The 19,990-nt window shown below is 46.7% G+C and carries 19 protein-coding genes and 1 pseudogene; 6 read left to right on the forward strand and 14 right to left on the reverse strand.

Annotation, left to right across the window (positions count from 1 at the left end):
- Window positions 1-130: 130 nt before the first annotated feature.
- The 5 genes from EPH95_RS07000 to EPH95_RS07020 form a co-directional block, all read right to left on the reverse strand.
- Window positions 131-595, reverse strand: coding sequence for a BsuPI-related putative proteinase inhibitor (locus EPH95_RS07000; RefSeq protein WP_142088559.1), 465 nt, complete (start codon window positions 593-595; stop codon window positions 131-133).
- A 152-nt stretch (window positions 596-747) separates the two neighbouring features.
- On the reverse strand, window positions 748-1,593 hold the full coding sequence (locus EPH95_RS07005; protein WP_227004085.1) for a YitT family protein: 846 nt from the start codon (window positions 1,591-1,593) through the stop codon (window positions 748-750).
- An 83-nt stretch (window positions 1,594-1,676) separates the two neighbouring features.
- Window positions 1,677-1,991, reverse strand: a complete 315-nt coding sequence (locus EPH95_RS07010) for a hypothetical protein (RefSeq protein ID WP_142088561.1) — start codon at window positions 1,989-1,991, stop codon at window positions 1,677-1,679.
- 210 nt (window positions 1,992-2,201) lie between these two features.
- Window positions 2,202-2,564, reverse strand: coding sequence for a rhodanese-like domain-containing protein (locus EPH95_RS07015; RefSeq protein WP_142088563.1), 363 nt, complete (start codon window positions 2,562-2,564; stop codon window positions 2,202-2,204).
- A gap of 15 nt (window positions 2,565-2,579) precedes the next feature.
- A complete protein-coding gene (locus EPH95_RS07020) occupies window positions 2,580-3,680 on the reverse strand; it encodes an AI-2E family transporter (RefSeq protein WP_142088565.1) in 1,101 nt (366 codons plus the stop codon).
- Between the two features lie 309 nt (window positions 3,681-3,989).
- On the opposite strand from EPH95_RS07020, the gene EPH95_RS07025 reads away from it, so the two are divergent.
- Both EPH95_RS07025 and EPH95_RS07030 read left to right on the forward strand, forming a co-directional pair.
- On the forward strand, window positions 3,990-5,027 hold the full coding sequence (locus tag EPH95_RS07025; protein ID WP_227004086.1) for a TAXI family TRAP transporter solute-binding subunit: 1,038 nt from the start codon (window positions 3,990-3,992) through the stop codon (window positions 5,025-5,027).
- 178 nt (window positions 5,028-5,205) lie between these two features.
- A complete protein-coding gene (locus EPH95_RS07030) occupies window positions 5,206-7,128 on the forward strand; it encodes a TRAP transporter permease (protein WP_142091525.1) in 1,923 nt (640 codons plus the stop codon).
- 167 nt (window positions 7,129-7,295) lie between these two features.
- On the opposite strand, the gene EPH95_RS07035 is transcribed toward EPH95_RS07030, so the two are convergent.
- The 3 genes from EPH95_RS07035 to EPH95_RS07045 form a co-directional block, all read right to left on the reverse strand.
- The gene (locus EPH95_RS07035) at window positions 7,296-8,150 is read right to left on the reverse strand and encodes a MurR/RpiR family transcriptional regulator (protein ID WP_142088567.1); all 855 of its coding nucleotides are present in this window, start codon (window positions 8,148-8,150) and stop codon (window positions 7,296-7,298) included.
- Between the two features lie 196 nt (window positions 8,151-8,346).
- A complete protein-coding gene (locus EPH95_RS07040) occupies window positions 8,347-9,726 on the reverse strand; it encodes an aspartate aminotransferase family protein (RefSeq protein ID WP_142088569.1) in 1,380 nt (459 codons plus the stop codon).
- 310 nt (window positions 9,727-10,036) lie between these two features.
- On the reverse strand, window positions 10,037-10,945 hold the full coding sequence (locus EPH95_RS07045) for a nuclease-related domain-containing protein (protein WP_160141669.1): 909 nt from the start codon (window positions 10,943-10,945) through the stop codon (window positions 10,037-10,039).
- A 454-nt stretch (window positions 10,946-11,399) separates the two neighbouring features.
- On the opposite strand from EPH95_RS07045, the gene EPH95_RS07050 reads away from it, so the two are divergent.
- Window positions 11,400-12,593: a KamA family radical SAM protein gene (locus EPH95_RS07050; RefSeq protein WP_142088574.1), complete on the forward strand. Its 1,194-nt coding sequence runs from the start codon at window positions 11,400-11,402 to the stop codon at window positions 12,591-12,593.
- A 58-nt stretch (window positions 12,594-12,651) separates the two neighbouring features.
- Here the strand turns inward: EPH95_RS07050 and EPH95_RS07055 are convergent, their stop codons facing one another.
- The 4 genes and pseudogenes from EPH95_RS07055 to accC all read right to left on the reverse strand — a co-directional run bounded on the left by EPH95_RS07055 (window position 12,652) and on the right by accC (window position 16,028).
- Window positions 12,652-13,560 (reverse strand): fumarylacetoacetate hydrolase family protein, encoded by a 909-nt coding sequence (locus tag EPH95_RS07055; protein WP_142088576.1) that lies wholly within the window; start codon window positions 13,558-13,560, stop codon window positions 12,652-12,654.
- 6 nt (window positions 13,561-13,566) lie between these two features.
- The gene (locus tag EPH95_RS07060) at window positions 13,567-14,157 is read right to left on the reverse strand and encodes an NAD(P)H-dependent oxidoreductase (protein ID WP_142088578.1); all 591 of its coding nucleotides are present in this window, start codon (window positions 14,155-14,157) and stop codon (window positions 13,567-13,569) included.
- Window positions 14,158-14,193: 36 nt separating this feature from the next.
- Complete coding sequence (gene accB, locus EPH95_RS07065) at window positions 14,194-14,670, reverse strand: acetyl-CoA carboxylase biotin carboxyl carrier protein (RefSeq protein WP_142088580.1); 477 nt, start codon at window positions 14,668-14,670, stop codon at window positions 14,194-14,196.
- 18 nt (window positions 14,671-14,688) lie between these two features.
- Window positions 14,689-16,028, reverse strand: a pseudogene (accC, locus tag EPH95_RS07070) (acetyl-CoA carboxylase biotin carboxylase subunit).
- Window positions 16,029-16,575: 547 nt separating this feature from the next.
- Between accC and EPH95_RS07075 the strand changes: the two are divergent.
- The 3 genes from EPH95_RS07075 to EPH95_RS07085 are packed head-to-tail and all read left to right on the forward strand — an operon-like array spanning window position 16,576 to window position 17,651.
- Entirely contained in the window at window positions 16,576-16,854 is a 279-nt protein-coding gene (locus tag EPH95_RS07075; protein WP_142088582.1) for a 4a-hydroxytetrahydrobiopterin dehydratase, read from the forward strand.
- A 16-nt stretch (window positions 16,855-16,870) separates the two neighbouring features.
- Window positions 16,871-17,206 carry a DUF5665 domain-containing protein gene (locus EPH95_RS07080; protein ID WP_142088584.1) on the forward strand — a complete coding sequence of 112 codons (336 nt, stop codon included), beginning with the start codon at window positions 16,871-16,873 and terminating at the stop codon, window positions 17,204-17,206.
- Between the two features lie 19 nt (window positions 17,207-17,225).
- Window positions 17,226-17,651 (forward strand): DUF948 domain-containing protein, encoded by a 426-nt coding sequence (locus tag EPH95_RS07085; RefSeq protein WP_142088586.1) that lies wholly within the window; start codon window positions 17,226-17,228, stop codon window positions 17,649-17,651.
- Between the two features lie 175 nt (window positions 17,652-17,826).
- Here the strand turns inward: EPH95_RS07085 and nfsA are convergent, their stop codons facing one another.
- Together nfsA and allB are read right to left on the reverse strand one after the other, a co-directional pair.
- On the reverse strand, window positions 17,827-18,570 hold the full coding sequence (gene nfsA, locus EPH95_RS07090; protein ID WP_142088589.1) for an oxygen-insensitive NADPH nitroreductase: 744 nt from the start codon (window positions 18,568-18,570) through the stop codon (window positions 17,827-17,829).
- The gene (gene allB, locus EPH95_RS07095; protein WP_142088591.1) at window positions 18,518-19,969 is read right to left on the reverse strand and encodes an allantoinase AllB; all 1,452 of its coding nucleotides are present in this window, start codon (window positions 19,967-19,969) and stop codon (window positions 18,518-18,520) included. Before allB ends, nfsA begins: the two co-directional genes overlap by 53 nt.
- Window positions 19,970-19,990: the final 21 nt, after the last annotated feature.

Raw genomic sequence — 19,990 nt, forward strand, 5'->3', positions numbered from 1 at the left:
ATTAAACCTCTTTTTCCTATTATTTTTATCAGGATTTATGATATATATTTTCTTCATAAATGTCAACTGGCACATTTAGGATCGAGCGCTTCGGCTCGATCCTCTCCCTTGGATGCATGACAAAAATGCATTACATATCAACTGTGAACGAAGCAGATGGTTTAGTCGGGGATTTGTCATCATCCATCTCGGCGACCGTGACCTGAATCTCCCCCTCGTAACTGCTTCCTTCTGTCAAATACATGGACGGGATCTCTTCATTGAACGTTGTTTCCTCGCCCGGTTCCAATGTCAAGTCGCCTATGACTTGATTGTACATCATCTCTTGGGAGGAACGGTATACCGTTTCTTCCGGCTTCCCTTCTTCAAACAACCTTATTTCGATCCGTTGGCTCGTATTGAACCGAAGTTCCACCGGCTCATCCCCGCCATTGCCAAGGGTTGATTCAACTTGAATGCCTCCATCCGTTTCCGAAGCATCTGCCTGCATGTAAAGGCCTTCTTCCATCATCTCTTCCCCTTCCCCTTGAGATTGTTCTTCTTGTTGACAACCAATGACGAACAACAATGCCACAAACGCAAGTACAACTTTCATCTTTTACGGGCAAGGGATACCGGTTAAATCTTTTATTTCGTGAAAGATGGTTCGTTGTTTGCAACCGTAATATCCTTGCCTCCCTCCTTTCATAGTAGGCAGATCGTGAAAAGAAGTGAAACTGTTGGCTACCCAAAACAGGGGGGCATTTTTCAGTCATCTTTTCGAAACGAACCGACAATATCAGATGTTGGCACAATATTCGTGAACGCATTAGGATCTGTTGCTTCCGTCACTTGCCGCAAAACATACAGTTCATAACGGGTGATTGTGATCATTAATACTTCTTTTTCAGACTCATCATATCCGCCTTTTGCCGGCATACGTGTAATCCCTCGTGTGACATGGGAATGTATGGCTTCCCTCAATTCATCCGCTTGCTTCGTAACTATGAAAGCTGTGCATTTGACGTGTCTCGTATGTACCATATCGATGATTCTAGACGTTGCATAGATGGAAACGAGCGTAAACAATGCCTGTTCCCAATCGTAGGCAAAACCCGCGGCTGCAACGATCAGTGCATTTAAACCAAAAAAATATACTCCCAGCGGGCGGTCGCTCATCCTGGCCAGCACAAGGGCGATAATGTCTAACCCACCTGCCGAAGCCCCATACCTTAACGGCAAGGACACACCTACAGCTGTGATAATGCCCCCGAAAACAGCATTGAGCATAATATCATCGGCAAGCGCCTGGAAAGGGACAACTTCCAGGAAAAACGTCGTCAATGCCACGTGTAAAAAACTATAAAATGTAAACAAACGTCCGACTTTTTTCCAGCCGAGAATCGCGACAGGAATATTTAATACAAAAAGCATGAGACCTGTCGAAAATGGGAGAAACGCAGAAAGAAACTGGGCAACCCCGGTTAATCCGCTCGCGAATATATTAGCCGTTTCCAGGAAAAAATTAAGCCCAATGGCTACAGCAAAGGCACCGAAGATAATAATCCCTATCTTCTGTAACTCCATCCTTAGTGTTGTCTGTCTTGTAATCACGCTCGGACACCTCGCGCAAGTTATTCGGCTCCATAGCAAATAAGCAAGGGATCAACCCTTGCTTACAACTTTGTATCCATCCTTTAATGATGGCGTTGCTCTATAGTGTTGTCAAGCGGCGTCGCAACATCACCATTTTCTCCATACGTTTGATTATAATAATCAACCGCGTACGTCGAGCCCTCCGCCACCATGTTGTTATCGTCTATATCCATGGGGTCAGGGTGACCGATCCGTTGTTGCAGCGGAACATCGTTGCCTTCCCGGCCCGCCAATTTCGCCAACTGCTTCTTTGTCGTTCCGATTAGCTTGGCCCGCTGGTCGGGATTTTTCATTAAATAACCCGTACCCGCGGCTGCAGCAGCAACTACGCCTAAAATTGCTTTTCCTTTTGCCATGATAAAGCGTCCCCTTTCACCATTCTTTTATATCTACCATTCCCTGCTGGAAAAGATTTAAACGTAAAACGATAAGAAACGCCAACGGACGAACGGATAAGGGTTCAGACTGATTCGCCCAACATCGGGTTCGTGACGACCCAATACAAGTAAAAGTAACCCAACGCACTAAATAACCGTACGCTTCCCAAAGGAGCGTACGGCCGGGGCTTACTTATACAAATCTGAGGTGTCTTTCACTCGTTTTTCTTCTCCGCTTTGTTTTTCGCCTTCCCAGGAGAGCATGCCACCGTCAAAATTAATCGCACGTTCCAATCCTTGTTCGTTGGCGTATCGCGCTACTTTTTGGCTCCGTCCGCCACTGCGGCAAATAAATACGTGGGTTTTGCCCTTATCCATCCGGTCAATATGGTCCGGAATTTCTCCCATCGGCAAAAGAGGCACACCGGGAATATGTCCTTCATCATATTCATCAGGTTCGCGAACATCCACAAATGTAATGGATTCGTCATCCAAATGTTTCTCGATTTCTTCATAGTCCCACTGTGGAATGCCGTCTTTTTCACTTCTCATCTCGCGATCATCTCCTTAAGCATTATTTTCGTCCCCATTCTCTTTATACCGCAGTCGAATGAGACGATACGTGTGCATCACAACCACTTTCCCAACAGCGTATGTCGGCACTGCCAAAAGCAAACCGATAAAACCGGCGATATTGCTTGCCACAAGCAAGACAAATATTACCGTTACCGGATGCAATTTTAATTTGTGCCCCATCACCTGCGGGGAAATAAAGACACTTTCGAATTGCTGAATGATAACTACAGCCCCGATAACGAGCAACGCTGTAAACCAGCCATCAAAAAGGGCGACTACTACCCCGGGAGCTGTGCCGATCCACGGACCGATAAAAGGAATGAGATTTGTTACCATCGCGATCAATGCCAGGATTAGCGAGTAATCCACGCCAATGATAACGTACGCGATGTATACAAGCACCCCTACACAAAAACTAACAATAATTTGCCCTTGGATAAAGGAAGCAAGCGCCGTATCCATGTCGCTAAGGATACGCTCGCCTTCCTGCTCTTGCTTTTTCGGCAAAAGACGAAGAATTTGCCGCGGCGCTTTTTCTCCTTCTTTTAACATATAAAAAAGGACAAACGGCACAATAACAATGACGATGACCACACTTGTCAGCGTACCCACAACATTCATAATGTTATCGCCAATATTTCCTAATGAATCGGTGATGTAACTCCCGATCGTTGACCCAATCTCTTCCAGATTAATCGATTCATCTTCCATAATATTTTGCACAAGTTCCGTTTGCATGATCGTGTTGAACCACCCTTGAATCTCCTGTAAAAAAAGAGGGGCGCGGTCAACCAAACTGTTAAACTGGTTTTGAATCTCAGGACCGATCATAAAGGCAAAAAGCGTGAGCAATCCGGCAAACGTTAAGTAAATAAGTAAAATCGCAACGCCTTTTGGCATCCAACGGTGAAAGAACTTGACAATTGGGCGAAATAAATAAAACAACACCCCTGCAAGCGCGATCGGCGCGAACACCGTTTGCAGAAATACGATCACCGGCTGAAAAATAAAATCAACGAGTGTACCCAGGTAAACGATCAATAGAATAAGCGCGATGGCATATCCAATCTTGAAATATTTTCCTTGGGGCATAACATCACCACTTCTTCCCGATGATTTGGATGTTTCGGTTTATGTTGGGAAAAAATGGTGTTTTGTTTTATTCTAATTTCCCCATAAACAGTATATATTATACATTATACGCAAGTACACAGCTCCTCACAACATCGTTTGCGGGGATCATACAGAACATGGGGACACATACCCATGAAAAACGTACAGATTTTGCCTTCCTCTCGGAGCTGCAAGTAACTTTTGTTATGGGGTATTATAACCTTTGACTTTTGTGTTACATTTTGATTAAATTAAGAAGAACTATAAGGGGAAAAGGGGGAAATTACGTTGAAAAAGAACAAACTGTTTATGTCAATGTTTTTGGTGCCGGCTTTGGCACTAGCCGCTTGTAATGGAGAAGGAGAGGCTCCCGAAGTGGACGATGAAGATCTTCCCGACGGAGGCGCGGACGAATCAGATGGCGCTGACGATGGCGATGAAGAAGCCGATGATGGCAGTGCGCTTCAGATGGGTACCGGATCTACCGGGGGAACCTACTATGCACTCGGCCAAGAAATGGCGAATGTCATCAATGAACATACCGACCAGCAAGTAAACGCGGTAGCCACAGACGCATCAGTGGAAAACATCGCGAGGGTATCGGAGCAAGATTTGGAATTGGGGATGGCCGTGCACATCCCAGCACTTGACGCCCTCGAAGGCGATGGTGATTTCCAAGGAGAAGTGATGGACAACTTTGGTTTTATGGGATATATCTATCCGGAGACCAATCAAATTGCCATCCTTGCCGATGACGACATAGAATCCGTCGAAGACCTGGAAGGAATGAGAGTGAACATGGGACCGCCCGGATCTGCGTCCCACGCTGCCTCAGAATTAATTCTTGAAGCGCACGGCATTGAAGATTACGAAGCTTATGAAGAAGGCTTCGGCGATGGCGCGAGTATGCTGCAGGACGGCAACGTAGATGCCACGTTCGGTTTGCTAGGATTGCCTGCCACCAACATTGAAGAATTGGCGACGCAGCAAGACATTGAGTTGCTGGGCCTTGAAGAAGACGTTCTCGATGAAATTGAAGCAAATAGTGATTATGAGCGTATCACCATTGAAGAAGACAGTTATGACTTCATGGAAGAAGACATCGAAGGGATTGCCGCCTATGCGGTTCTTATCGGGTCTTTAGATGATGTCGATGAAGACACGGCTTACGAGATTGTGGAAGGGTTGTATGAAAACGCGGACGACGTTTCTCACGCACAATCTGAGCATATGACGATGGAAGACATCATGCTTGGGTCTGAAGATTTGCCACTTCACCCCGGAGCTGAACAATACTTTGAAGATAATGATCTGTTAGATCAATAATGAAGATTATGTTAATGTAGACGGGCCGGGCGTCGATGCCTCGCCCGTTTTTATCGAAAGGCCATTTGATAAAATCGCGTGACTGACTGATATCTTTTTAGGATAGGTGGTGTTCCCAGTGGCAGATCACACCCAAAATGATGCCGTTGAAATCGATGAACAAGAAAAACGAGAACTTATGGAGAAATACGATAAAGAATCCAACAACCGATACAATTTGGGAAAATGGATCTGGGTTGTAGCCATCCTCGGCATCTCGTTAACCTCTTTTCACCTGTACACAGGATTTTCGGGGTCCTATGGCGCGTTAATCCAAGGGGCCATTCACGTTGGCAGCGCCCTTTCACTCATCTATATTTTATATCCGATCAACCGCAAGGCGAAACGAAAACCAGGTGTGCCGTGGTACGATGTGCTTTTATCACTTACAGCCCTTTTCTCCTACCTCTATGTGGTTTGGCACTATGACCGCCTCGTCAGCGATGTATTAATCTTCGGTTTTGAACCGATGGACTTGGTCATTTCACTGCTCGCGATTGTTCTATTATTGGAAGCCACTCGCCGCGCGGTGGGAATGCCCATTGTAATTATTGCTATTCTGGCACTGTTATACGGTGTGTACGGAAGCGCCAACTGGCTCGGTGTGTTTTCCCATGCCGGCTTTTCCTGGACGGGGATGAGCACGCAGTTGCTGTACTCCACAGAAGCTATTTTCGGCACCCCTATTCAAGTGTCATCAACGTTTATCTTTTTGTTTCTCTTTTTCGGCGTTTTGCTCGTCCGAACGAATATCGGGCAGTTTTTCAACGATGTTGCCTTCCGGCTCACCGGACGCTATACGGGTGGTACCGCGAAAGCGGCGGTTGCTGCCAGTGGATTGCAAGGCATGGTCACCGGAAGTTCAGTGGCGAACACGGTAGGTTCGGGATCATTTACCATCCCGATGATGAAACGGGCAGGATTTAAACCGGAATTCGCCGGAGCTGCCGAGGCCAGTGCGTCCACGGGCGGACAAATCATGCCTCCGATCATGGGAGCGGCGGCGTTTATTATGGCTGAATATGTAGGGATTCCATACAACGAGCTCATCGTGTATGCCATCATCCCCGCCATATTATATTTTCTCGGCGTCTTTTTAGGCGTTCATTTTGAAGCAAAAAGAGATGGTATCGTCGGCTTGCCGAAATCACAGCTGCCTTCGATCGCATCATTTGCCAAGCGTTTTGATATGATCATTCCCCTGATAACGATTATCGGACTTCTCCTTCTTGGGTATACGCCTACATACGCCGCGCTTTGGGGAATTGGAGCCGCTTTTGCCATCAGCTTTCTGCGCAAGGATACGCGCCTCAACTTGCTTGGCATCCTGCAAACGATGGAACAAGGCGCCCGTGTCGCCTTACCGGTCATTGCTGCTTGTGCCAGCGCCGGAATCATCGTCGGCATTGTCGTCTTCACGGGACTCGGCGGTGTGCTCGCGAACGGCATTATTCAAATCGCAGGCGGTAACTTTTTCCTCGTCCTATTCTTGACAATGATTGCTTGTATCATTTTAGGGATGGGCTTGCCGACAACGGCTAATTACGTGGTTACAGCGTCCGTTGCTGCACCGGCGATTTTGGCGTTTGACGTACCTGATGTTGCTGCGCACATGTTCGTGTTTTACTTCGGGATTGTCGCTGATATTACACCTCCGGTTTGTTTGGCGGCATACGCCGGCGCCGGAATCGCCCGGGCCAGACCGATGCGAACAGGGGTGGTCGCCTTTAAGCTTGCGATAGCAGCCTTTGTCGTCCCCTACGTGTTCGTTACCAACCCCGTGTTACTCTTACAAGGGGACTGGACATTTGCCGAATTGGCAGGACCGCTAATTACCGCGATTATAGGTATGGTGGCAATTAGCGCATCATTAATGGGTTACTTCTTTGCTAAAAATAAAATCATTGAAAGTCTGGCAATCTTTGCCGCGGGTATCCTGGCTGTCTATCCACTTGACATCTGGGTTTCCCTTTCCGGAATCGCCATCTTGGTTATTGTCGCCATCATCCAGCATTTCCGCAAGAAACGGCAGGGACAGGATCCGGAATCCGCGACCGCATAAAGGGAAACTCCCATCATAGGGGGAGATCCCCCTATGACAAGGAGGTCGGAAAAAGCTTTTTTCAGGGTCTTCCGATTTCCGGTTTCCGATGTCTGACTTCCGAAAAAGCGGTCGCTTATCAACGGGATAAAAAGCTTAAGCCAGCCCAATTAAACGGGCTGGCTTTTTTATTCCTGAAAAACATCAAACGCGTCCCATAAATGTTCGAGCTGTTCGAGCCTTCTCTCCACCTTATCCTGCTCGGAACGGGTAATCGCGGTTATGAGCGCGCTCACAATGCTTTGCGGGGCTGAAAACGAATCGATAAAGGAATTAATTTCGGTAACCGCAAGCAGTTTCCGATCGCCGTATGGCGTTAGCGGTGACAGCATATGATCGGTGATCACGAGCGTTTTCGCTCCCTTTTGTTTCACGTATTTCAATACATCAACGGTCCGTTTCGTATACCTTGAAAACCCGAAAGCGATCACAAGGTCATTCTCCTCAATATCAAGGAGGTGCTCCGATACCCCGTCCGCAGACCGAACCATTTCCGTATTTTGCAAGACAAGATCGAGATAAAATTCCAAAAAGAGTGCCACACTCGTCGCACTTCGATATGCGATAATATAAATCCGCTCGGCGTCAACAATGTCTTCGACTGCTCCCTGGAATTCTTTTTTATCCATTTGTTGCAACGTTTGCTGCAAGTTGTTAATGTCATCGGATAACACTTCACTGACGGTATCTTCCGGCTTCTCTCCCCGCTCGGTGGTCCGCGCAAACACCTCCGCCGATGTCCATTTGCGTTGCAACGCTTCCTGCATATGCCGTTGCAAATCCGGATATCCTTCGTAATTTAAAAAAAAGGCAAAGCGTACGACGGTCGCTTCACCCACTTCTACATTTTTTGCAAGTTTGGAAGCTGTTAAAAAAGGCGCAGTTTCCTGGTGGCTGATTAAATAATTGGCGATTTTTCGTTGAGACTTGCTCATCTCCTGCCGCTTGGCAATCATCTGTTCATAGATATCTGTTTGAGACACGATGCCCACCCTCTTTCCAAAGAAGCAGGAGGTAATTCCAGAGGACAGATTTCAGAGGCCAGGGGTCGGAAAGATCAGGAAACGAAAATGAGAGCATTGGATCTTCTGACTTCCGGACGACCCCTGATTCCGACGCACCGGAGGGGTAATGCCGGCGACCTTGGTTACAAATCCCTCTGATGGACGTGTCGCTTTATTAACGGAGCACTTCCGGGATCACACGATCATAAGCCTCAAGGGTTTTTGTTAATGCTTCGTTATCATGAACGACTGAGAGGCTGTAGCGATTCCCCGGCTTCGTATACACTCCTGCTTCAAATAATGCTTTGTCTAATTTTTTTCTGGAATCATGATCACACGTTTGTAAATCCCGATAGTGATTTATCTCCTGTCTTTCCGTTAATAGTACACTAAACATTGCCCCGCTGCCAACCGTTTTCATGGGAATGTCGTGTTTTTGGAACAGGTGGGTAAGTTCTTCTCTAAAATTGTCGGTTCGAGCGACAAGTGCATCGTATTCTTGCTCAAGGACATCAAGGGTCGCGATTCCCGCCGCGAGAATCAGCGGATGCCCATTATACGTCCCGCTGTGGAACAATGCCTTTTGGGATGATTGACCGCCTTCGCCGGCAAAAATATCCGTTCCGCTCAGCGGTGAACTTTGCTCCATGATGGCTGCTTTTCCACCGACAACACCAAAAGGAAAACCACCACCCACGACTTTTCCGATGGTTGTTAAATCTGGCGTCACGTCATAAACACCCTGTACACCGTCCATGGATGTGCGAAAGGCCGTTTTTACTTCGTCAAAAATAAGGAGAATGCCGAGCTTTTTGGTGACTTTTCTCAATTGTTGAAGAAACCGCTGCTTAGGCGCAATAATTCCGCCCTCCATTGGCTCGATAATTACAGCTGCCAGATCATCTTTGTGTTGTTCCAAAATACGCGTGCAGCTTTTAATGTCGTTAAAAGGAAGGATGAGTGTATCATCGGAAGCATTTGGCGCCATCCCGCCCGAATCGGGGACAGCCTGCGGATCTTCTTGATCGCCGGCAGCACTTTCGGAAGGATGAATGCTTAGAAGAAGGGAATCAATAGCCCCGTGATAATGGCCTTCAAACTTCGCTACTTTATATTTTTTTGTGTACGCCTTCGCCAAACGTATCGCTAATAAATTTGCTTCGGTTCCGGAATTTGCATAGCGTATTTGTTCCATGGAGGGAAAATGTTTTTGAATACGGGTTGCCATTGTTACTTCCCGATCATGGGGGGTTCCGAACAGCCACGTTCCGTCCTCTTCGACTTGACGGACAATCGCTTCGCGAACGTGGGGATGTGCGTGGCCGAGGATTAGTGCGCCATAGCCCATTAAATAATCAATGTATTCATTGCCATCAACGTCGTAAAATTTGCTGCCATTTGCACGGTTGATCGTAATTGGGTAAGGCGCAAAATGTTTAATGTTCGCGGTCATTCCGCCCGGCATAACCGTCCGTGCCCGCTCCATATGTGCCCGTGACTGTGTCGTTCGCTCCGTGTAAACCTCGTCAGGATGTACAACTTTTTGCATTGTCATCGTCTTTAATTCCTCCGGTAAAATTATTATTTCATAAAATAAATATATGAATGCTTTATTTCATTATACACAGAGGACAAGATTTTGTGAACCGTTTATTTCATTTTGTGTTTTCAAAAGAAATATTTCATTCATGTTAAGGGCGGACAGCAGTATTCGGACACTCTGTTATGTTTAAACCGAACTTCTGTCCGAATTGGTGGCTAGTTCGGACAATTTTACCTATTTAATATCCTAAGCTGTCCGAGCTTGACTCTTATTCGGACAAATATTTGGATTTGAGCATGGAATCTGTCCGAACTAACCATCATCATACAAAATAAGAATTGTTTGTGTTGCCAATTCGATTGAAATGCTTGTTTAAAATCCGCCTGACGGTTTTATAGCCTTGAACAATCCCACACCAATCACATATAGTCTTTGTCGTCAATTTTTTATTCGGAAAAAGAAATTGAAATTCATTAACCGTTCTTAATATCGCATCTGCACGCTCTTCCATATTTCCGCATTTATTACAAACCCATTTACTTTCTTTTTGGGATAAAAAAGATAAACATTTGGGGCAAACAACGCCTTTCTTTAATTGATCATAATCATAATCAGGCACACGCGTATGCGGCGAATCGGTTAAATGCCGCGAAACTAAATGATCGGCAAACTGTTCATGCTTTTGGCTGATTTCTGTGGGAACGTCATTTAAACGTTTCACAAAACGATAAAGTTGCGCCGGGAATATAACAGGAAGGTCCGAAGAGGCATTGTACAAGTGAAATTCCGGATTGTTAAAAACAAGAGAGGCTTTCACGGTGTAATCTAACTTGAGGGATTGTTGCATTTGGCGAAACGTGGACTCACTACGCTGGATTTGTAGGAGGGGGTTTTTTATTTCTTTTCCGGAGATAACATGCCATTGCTCGTCGTCTGTATAAAAATCTCCTTCGAAATACTTAATTTCGATCAGGTAAACATCGTTCTGAAAAATCAATAGTGTATCAATTTGAAAGACTGTTAGACTATGTTCGAATAATAAACCGTTGAGCACGAGACAATCTGCTGTTAGTTCTTGCTGTATCAAACGATCAAATTCTTTTTCACCTTTAAACCCTTTCAAAAGTTTTAAGTAGTATTGATTTTCTTTTATCGTTAACCCCCTTCTCGGTTTTAAAAATTTGAGATATTTTAACTCACTCGGTTCTACGCGTTCTTTTATTACGCGCATCTCCTCTCCCCTTTCAATGAGATTTGACAATGGTTTGTCTTCCACTATATTAAGCGATAAATATAGCGATAACAAGAAACATGCTAAAAATATCATGAGTGTTGAGCTCGGACAACCTCTTCCGTTTCAAATCGAAAGTGTCCGAACTTCATCCTACTTCGGACACTTTCCCAATTTTAAACGTGCACAGTGTCCGAGCTTGACTCTTATTCGGACAAATATTGGATCTGAGCATGGAATCTGTCCGAGCTTGCCCTTGATTCGGACACTTATTTCAATGCGTACCCTGATTTTGTCCGAACTGCCCCTCCCCGCCCTTCCTTTATGAAGGGGATCTTTCATTCCGATTAGTTTTTTGAATCTTATAATTCTTTTTTGACCTATAGAAAAGCAACTGCTATACTATCGGTGAATGTGAGCCCATATTTTTCTATATTGAAAGGAGTGTTCCCATATGGCTCAACCAAAGTACATTACAAAAATTGATCAAATTGAGCAAATTCCTGAAGGTGAAAGAGAACGATTAAAGAAAATAACGGAAAAATTTGTGTTCCGTGTCAATGAATACTATATAGGGCTGATTAACTGGGAAGATCCTAATGATCCTATTAAAAATTTAGTTATTCCGAATGAAAATGAACTTTCCGAATATGGGCGCTGGGACGCTTCCGATGAAGATACCAACTATGTCGTTCCCGGTTGCCAACATAAATATGAAACGACCGCCTTACTGATTTGTTCCGAAGTATGCGGAGCTTATTGCCGCTATTGTTTCCGTAAGCGTTTGTTCAGAAATGATGTAAAAGAAGCAATGTCCGATGTGGATCCGGGAATTGAGTATATTCGCAATCATCCGGAAATTAACAATGTGTTGCTCACAGGCGGAGATCCTTTAATTCTCGCGACGAAAAAACTCCGCTACATCATTGAAGAATTGCGGTCCATCCCTCACGTGAAAATTATTCGCATCGGTTCCAAGCTTCCGGTCTTTAACCCGATGCGCATTTACGAAGACGAGGCTTTGCTTGAGTTATTCAGGGAGTATTCCACACCTGACAACCGAATTTATGTCATGGCACACGTTAACCATCCCCGGGAAATTACGGACGAAGCAAAACGCGGCTTTCAGGCGCTTCACGATGCCGGCGTCATGGTTGTGAACCAAACACCTATACTAAAGGGGATTAATGACAACCCGGACGATCTTGCCGAATTGCTGGATAAACTGTCCTGGGCGGGCGTGACCCCTTATTACTTCTTTATTAATCGTCCCGTTGCCGGGAACACGGATTTTGTGCTATCCCTTAAAGAGGCCTATGAGGCCACGGAAGAAGCAAAAGCGCGCACAAGCGGCCTTGGGAAACGAATTCGTCTCTCTATGAGCCATACATCCGGTAAAATTGAAATCCTCGCCATTGAAGACGGAAAAGCCTATTTGAAGTACCATCAATCCCGGGACGGCAATTACGGAAAGTTTATGGTGCTGGATTGCCCCGACGACGCCGGTTGGTTTGACGAACTGCCCGGAAACGAAGCTTATTGGGATATGCCGCAGAAAAAGACAGAAGATGTCGTATCTGTCAATCAAATGGCCGACATGCCACAAAAAGGGCAGCGACGAGCCCCGCGCAAACGACAAACGTCCTAAGCAAAACATCGCCACAAAAGCCCGAGGGAAGCTTCCCTCGGGCTTTTGTTGTTTCTCTCTAATCAATCATTTTATTTTCCAACGTTCCAATCAACGGCAGATGAATAGACACATCATCTCCGGGCTGCAAATATTGGGGAGGGGTCATCCCCTTGCCAACTCCGGCCGGCGTTCCGGTTGCAATGACATCCCCTGGTTCTAACGTCATTCCCCGGGAAATAATATGGATCAAATCCGGGATGTCAAAGATCATATCCGTTAACGGTGCCGACTGCCGCACTTCCTCGTTCACCTTTGTCGTAATCCTTTGTTCCGCGAGCGCAGCTTCATGCACGTCTGTTACAATCACTGGGCCGATGGGACTAAAACCATCTAATCCTTTGCCGAGAAAAAACTGTTTATGTCTGCTTTGCAAATCCCTTGCTGTCAGATCATTCAACAAGGTGACTCCAAATACATGATCCCATGCTTCTTCCCTCTTAATTTTTGCCCCTTCGCGCCCAATGATGACAGCCACTTCCCCTTCGTAATCTACTTGTTCACTTACGTCCTGTTGCAAGTGTACCGGCTGTCCGTGCCCGCCAATGCTTGTGTGCGGTTTGGTGAAAATCAATGGATGCTCCGGGATGTCTGCATCACTGCCGAGTTCAATCGCGTGGGCCGCATAGTTTTTGCCTACACACATAATATTCTTCGGCGTCTTGGCGATTGGCGCATTCCTCTTAATCTCCGAAGGCTGCACCCAAAAATCTCGGTCAGGCACAGCTATTGCCTGCTCCAGCACATCTTCCGCATTTTTTAGAAAAGACTCGCCGCCATGAATGGCTGCCAACATATCGGTGGGGCATTCTGTTCCCGGCTGGAGTTGCCGAAAAGCTTCCTCGAGCACTAAAATTTGTTGGCCATCTTCACGTTCGATCCCCAGTTGCGCTTTATTGCCATACACCATCGAAAGTAGTCGCAGCATGTTTGTTTACCTCTCCCTAAAAATTGGAAATTGATCAGGATACGCACGTACCGATGCAAACATTCGCTTCCTTTCGTTGTCATCGGCGAGGACAGCATGTCCAAGATGCAAAGGCGGGATTTGCATAAACCCGCAAAAATCAGCGATCGCTGTTTTCATTAACCTTTCCATCCAGTCCTTTTGGCCACTTTCCCATACGTCACGCGTCGCTCCGGTCGTATAAATCATGCCGAGCGGCTTGCCTTCCATTTTCGGGATCGGCTTTTCATTTTCCAGCTCAAACGCAAATCCATAAGCCAACACACGATCCACATAGCCTTTCCCGATTGCCGGAAAGCCGCCCCACCAGACCGGGAATAGGAAGGTGATTGCTTCTGCCCGTTCCACATAAGCTTGCTCTTCTTGAACATCATCTGCGTAACGATTCATTAACGAACGGTCATATTCTGTCTGCGTTAAGAGCGGCGCAAACGGAAGCCTGTACAAATCACGTACGACAACTTCTTTTCCCAATTGTTCCAAAGCCTCGCGATATGTAGCCAAAACCGCATGATTAAAGCTGTCCTTACTCGGATGCATATAAACGATCAGATGCATGTTTTGCCCCCTTTTCGGAAGCTGGCTTTTACAGCATTATTTTTTCACAAGAAAAAGCGGTTGGCCGTAATCGACAAGCTCCCCGTTCTCAACGAGAATCTCCTTGATCTCGCCTTCAATTTCCGCCTCTATTTCGTTCATTAATTTCATCGCTTCTACGATGCATACGACTGATGATTCATTAATTCGGTCTCCGGGGTGCACGTAAGACTCGGCATCCGGAGAAGGCGCGCGGTAAAAAGTTCCGACCATCGGCGAAGTGATTTGTTCAACGTTTGGATCTGAGGGCGCTTGCTGTTGATCGGAACCCTCTTGTGCTAACGGTTGAGTGTTTTCAGCCGATATCGGCGGAGCAGCTTCTTGCGTCGCGGGAACCGCCACCTGTTGCATCACTCCGTCCGGTTTTTTACGGATAACCAAGCCTGTATTGGCCTCGCCTGTAACTTCTAATTCGGAAATCCCCGAATCATCCACTGCTTTTATTAAATCTTTAATTTCCTCGATGTTATACATGATGAGCGTCCTCCTTTATTAGATGGTCTCCTTTTCCAAAAACGTCGTATCAAAGTTCCCTGAAGCGAATGCTTCATTGTCCATAAGCTCGAGGTGAAAAGGAATCGTTGTCTCCACACCTTCAACGACAAATTCCACCAGCGCGCGTCTCATACGGGCAATTGCCTCTTCGCGGTCATTACCGAAAACAATTAATTTCGCAACCATTGAGTCATAATAAGGCGTGATCGTATAGCCTGTGTAAACAGCACTGTCCACACGCACTCCCGGCCCTCCCGGCGGTAAATACATCGTAACTTTTCCCGGGAGGAGCGAAAATTTTTCCGCGGATCTTCCGCGTTGATTCGACATTCAATGGCATGGCCGCGTACGGTGACCTCTTCTTGTCCGATCGATAGGGGTGTTCCCCCGCCAACCAAAATTTGTTCTTTAATGAGATCCACGCCCGTCACTTCTTCTGTAACCGGGTGCTCTACCTGAATACGAGTGTTCATTTCCATAAAATAAAAGCGGTTATGTTTATCAAGTAAAAATTCAACGGTACCGGCACCGACATAGTCCACTGCCTTTCCGGCTTGTATCGCCGCTTCCCCCATCTTTTTACGAATGGCTTCATCAATCGCCGGAGAAGGGGCTTCTTCCACAAGCTTCTGATGGCGGCGCTGAATGGAGCAGTCCCGCTCGCCGAAATGGATCACATTCCCATATCGGTCCGCCATAATTTGGATTTCAATATGTCGTGGTTCCTCGATAAATTTTTCTAAGTATACGCCTGGGTTTCCGAAATTGCTTTCTGCTTCTTGACGTGCCATCGTAATGGAACGGGTCAATTCCTCGGCATCGTACGCAACACGCATGCCCTTTCCGCCGCCGCCGGCTGTCGCTTTGATAATGACAGGATACCCGATGTTTTTTGCCGTTTGAAGCGCTTCCTTTTCCTCTTCAACAAGCCCGTCACTTCCCGGCACAATGGGCACCCCCGCCTCGTGCATCGTTTCGCGCGCTTGTGATTTCGCGCCCATTTTATCAATGGCATCCGCAGACGGCCCGATGAATGTAAGGCCATGATCCGCACAAATTTCAGCGAATGCTGCATTTTCTGCTAAAAAGCCATAACCGGGATGAATCGCGTCCGCGCCTGTTTTCGTCGCGGTTGCGATCAGGTTTGTTTTGTTCAAATAACTTTCTTGCGCGACATTTGGGCCAATGCAATAGGCTTCATCCGCGATCAACACATGCAGCGCTTCCTGGTCCGCCTCTGAATAAACAGCGACCGTCTCGATATTTAGTTCACGGCAGGCACGAATGATGCGAACGGCAATTTCACCGCGATTGGCGATTAAGACCTTATTAATCATGCTGGAGTGTCTCCTTTACAAAATTACGTATAAAGCGAAACTTCCATCAGCAGTGGGGGTTTCATTCCCTCTGAGTAAGGAAGTCGGCTAAAATCGCCCCATCCTGTGCGTCGGCCGGCAAAGACCGTCACGTCCTGTGACAATGCCGGCACTAGCACGTCCTGTGCTTCGGAACAAAACGGGGTTTTCGCCGCCCGCTTAGACGGAGGTCAGATTTCAGAGGCCAGAAGCCGAACCGGCTTCCAATGTCTGATTTTCTGAAAAGCGGGCGCTTACCACCTGGATAAAACCGTATCTATGCGTAGCCTATCCTTCTAAATTTTAAATAAAAACGGACCGACCGTCAATGTTTGCCACTACTCCCGTTGTCTTCAGCTAGTAATTTTCACAATGAAGATACCAAAGACGACATGCAGGCATTGTCGAAAAAACAGCGGAAAATGGAAATAGTTTTTTCCTTTTCCGCCGATAATTAGACAAAGAAGGGTTTGATTACCCCGCGAAACAGGAATAGATAGAAAGGAAAATTCAATGGAGGTGAACCGTCATGAAAGACGTAAAAGAAGAAGCAAGAGAACTAGCAGGTTGGACATTGGAAGGAGAAAAAATATGGAAGTGTTTTTCCTTTGACAGCTATTTTGAGGGAATTTCTTTTCTTAATAAAATCGCGGTCTATGCGGAAGGAGTTCAACACCACCCTCATGTGGCCATTGACCATACAAACGTTACGGTGCAATGGACTACCGTGGATCAAGGAGCACTCACAGAAAAAGACATTGCTGCTGCCAAAGCTTCAGATAATCTATTGAAAAACGGCCGCATTTAAACGAGGAGGGGCACACGTGGCACGCAACCGCAAGTTGCCAAAAAAGACTCGTAAAAATGAAGAACAGGACGAAAATATAGAAAAACTTGAGCAACTCATTGATAAAATGGAAGATATGACGACGAAGTCCCGGCTGAAAGATATGGCCTACCACTTCAGCGCAAAACGCGAAATCATTAAAAGCAACCTCATCGCGGGAATCGCGAGAGGCGTAGGGTTGACGATCGGCACAGCCGTTCTGTTGGCCCTTCTCGGCTTTATCCTTGCGCAAACCGTCTCTTTACCGTTAATCGGTGATTATCTTGCCGAATTTTTGGATATCGTAGATAATCAAAGGGAAACTACGCCTTAACTTGAAGGAGCGATAAAAAATGGATTTACTGGGAATTGCAGCTTTAATCTTTGCAATTGCATTCGCGGTTCTCGTCGTCTTTTTGGCAAGAGCCCTCGGAAACTTGGCAAATGTGCTTTCCAAAACCGAGGTCACCGTCGGGAAACTCCCCGAGCAATTGGATGAAATCACCAGAGAAACAGGGACAGTGCTCCATAACACCAATGAAACAATTTTGGATGTCAATGAAAAAGTAGCGACTTTGAACCCTCTCTTCGGCATGATCGGGGATGCAGGCGAAGCTTCCCGCAGATTGTCATCGTCACTCGTGGACATGACCGAGTCGATGAGAAATCAATCACAGGAAGCTACGGAAATTTCACAGCAAAAAGGGTTAAGGGGCTTCTACGGTCTCGCGGCATTTATTTATTTTTTAAATCAAAAGCGGAAAGAAAATGGTGAATAAGTTTTGAAAAGGGTGTAGGTGTTTCGCAATTCTACGCTCTTTTTTCTGTATGGGATGAAAGCCATTCATACTGATCCCTTATACCCCAAAAAAGATAAGGACGCTGTGGCCCTTATCTTCACTATAAAGGGGGATGATGTTTATGTTTTCCACTCTCTCCCCTATTTCAAACCTGTTATTTCAATGTAAAGCCCTGATCTTTTAAAAATGTAGTGACTTGTTGGCGTCGGGGGGTGGCGAGATAATTGACCATGTTTACACCCCAGCCGTCGGTTTTCTTTCCGTTTGTCCGTTTTTCGTAGTAATCGCTCGTCACGCGTTCATACTCGTCCAAGCCTTCATGATACCGCTCCGCTTCATAACGATCCTCGTGTAAAATCATTGGTTTCGGAAAACGCGGCTTTTGTCCGGGATCCTGGTCCGGATAGCCGAGGCAAAGCCCCATGACCGGAAATGTATGTTTCGGAAGCTCAAGTATTTCCGCCACACGGTGCAAATCGTTCCGAACACCGCCGATCATCACGCCGCCCAACCCGTAGGAACGGGCAGTGAGCAAGACGTTTTCGGCAGCAAGCGCTACATCGACCGCGCCGACGAGCACATTTTCCGTTTCTTCCAGCTCATAATTCGTATCATATTTTTCACTGGTGATCACATGCTTGTGCCAATCCGCTACAAATACGAGGAACAACGGACTTTCACGTACATATTTTTGATTAGCGGCAACTTCTGAAATGGCATCTCTTTTTTCCTGATCACGGACACGGATGACCGTGTACGCTTGCACATGGTGGGACGTCGGTGCCCAACGGGCAGATTCCACTAAATCTGTCACGATGTTTTCGGAAACCTCCGTATCTTTAAACTTACGGATGGATTGGTGCGTTTGAATGAGCTCGCGTGTATGTTGATGATCCATGATTGATACCTCCAGGCGTCACAAGTTTTCCGTTGTATTTTTCATTTACAATTTCTCCAGCTTGCATGACCGTTTGTCCGGAAATGATCGAACGAACGGGCCACCCCTTGATCGAACGACCGTCATAGGCACTGATTTTACTCTTGCTGTGCAATGCTTCTTTACGGATAACTCCCGTTTTTTCCATGTCCACGATCGTGATATCCCCATCGCTTCCAGGGGCGAATGACCCTTTCTGTCCAGCAACACCGTACAGATGCGCGGGGTTTTCCGCCATAAGCGCAACGAGACGGTTCATTGTTAATTTTCGCTCATTCACCGCGTTAAGCATGAGCGGCACCATCGTCTCGACCCCGCACATGCCCGCGGGAATCTCACTCAACTTCCCGCCGTATTTTTCTTCTTCGGTGTGTGGTGCATGATCGGAACACACGACGGTAATTGTCCCGTCATTGACCCCTTCCCAGATTGCTTCTTGGTCCGCCTTGGTCTTAACAAGCGGGAAAATTTTCATATCCTTGCCGACCGTCTCGTAGTCTTTATCGCTCAAAAATAAATAATGCGGGCATGTTTCCACACTCACCCTTTGCCCCGCCGCTTGGGCACGGCGCACGGCCGCAACACTTTCAGCTGCAGAAACGTGTAAAACATGAAAATGCGCACCGGCTTCTTTGGCGAGCGTGATCCCGGTTTCAACGGTGAGCTGTTCGGCAACTCCTGGCCTTGAAGCTAGCAAAGCTTGGTAGGACTCATCTTCCGGGTCTTTTTCTTCGCCGAGCCTGCGAATCAATTCGTGATTTTCAGCGTGAACGGCGAACAATTGCCCTGTCTTGGCTACTTCTTTCATCATCGCGTACACTTCGCCGTCATCGTAAGGCTGGATGATCTCTTCATCTGCCTCACTCACATTGTAGTGAAGTTGAAACGTCTCCCGATGAATTCCGTATCCCCAGAAATACTTAAAACCGATGACCCCTTTGCGATGCATGGCGGTAAAATCGTCTCTATTCAATGGACCGAGGCAAATACCCCAAAGGCCGAAGTTGACCGTTGCTTTTTTTTGTAAATTTTCCACCTGTCCGTCAAAAGAAGCCCCATCTCGCACCGGCGGCGTCGTGTTCGGCATCTCAAAAATGGTCGTAACTCCTCCGGCAGCGGCCGCCCGTGTGGAAGTGGAAAAATCCTCTTTGTGCGTGGGTCCGGGGTCACGGGAATGGACATGCGTATCGATTAACCCCGGAAGCACGTGTTTTCCGGTAGCGTCGATCACCTCGCGGGCTTCATCTTTCGCGCCCGGCGCTTTCACCGCGGCGATTTTCCCGTCTTGAATAAAAATCGTTCCAGGAAATGTCTCTCGGCTTGTAACGAGCAAGCCGTTTTCTATTTTAACATCATACATCTTCGATCAACTCCAAAAAGC

Origin of the sequence: Salicibibacter halophilus, from assembly GCF_006740705.1 — a bacterium.
GTDB lineage: Bacteria > Bacillota > Bacilli > Bacillales > Marinococcaceae > Salicibibacter > Salicibibacter halophilus.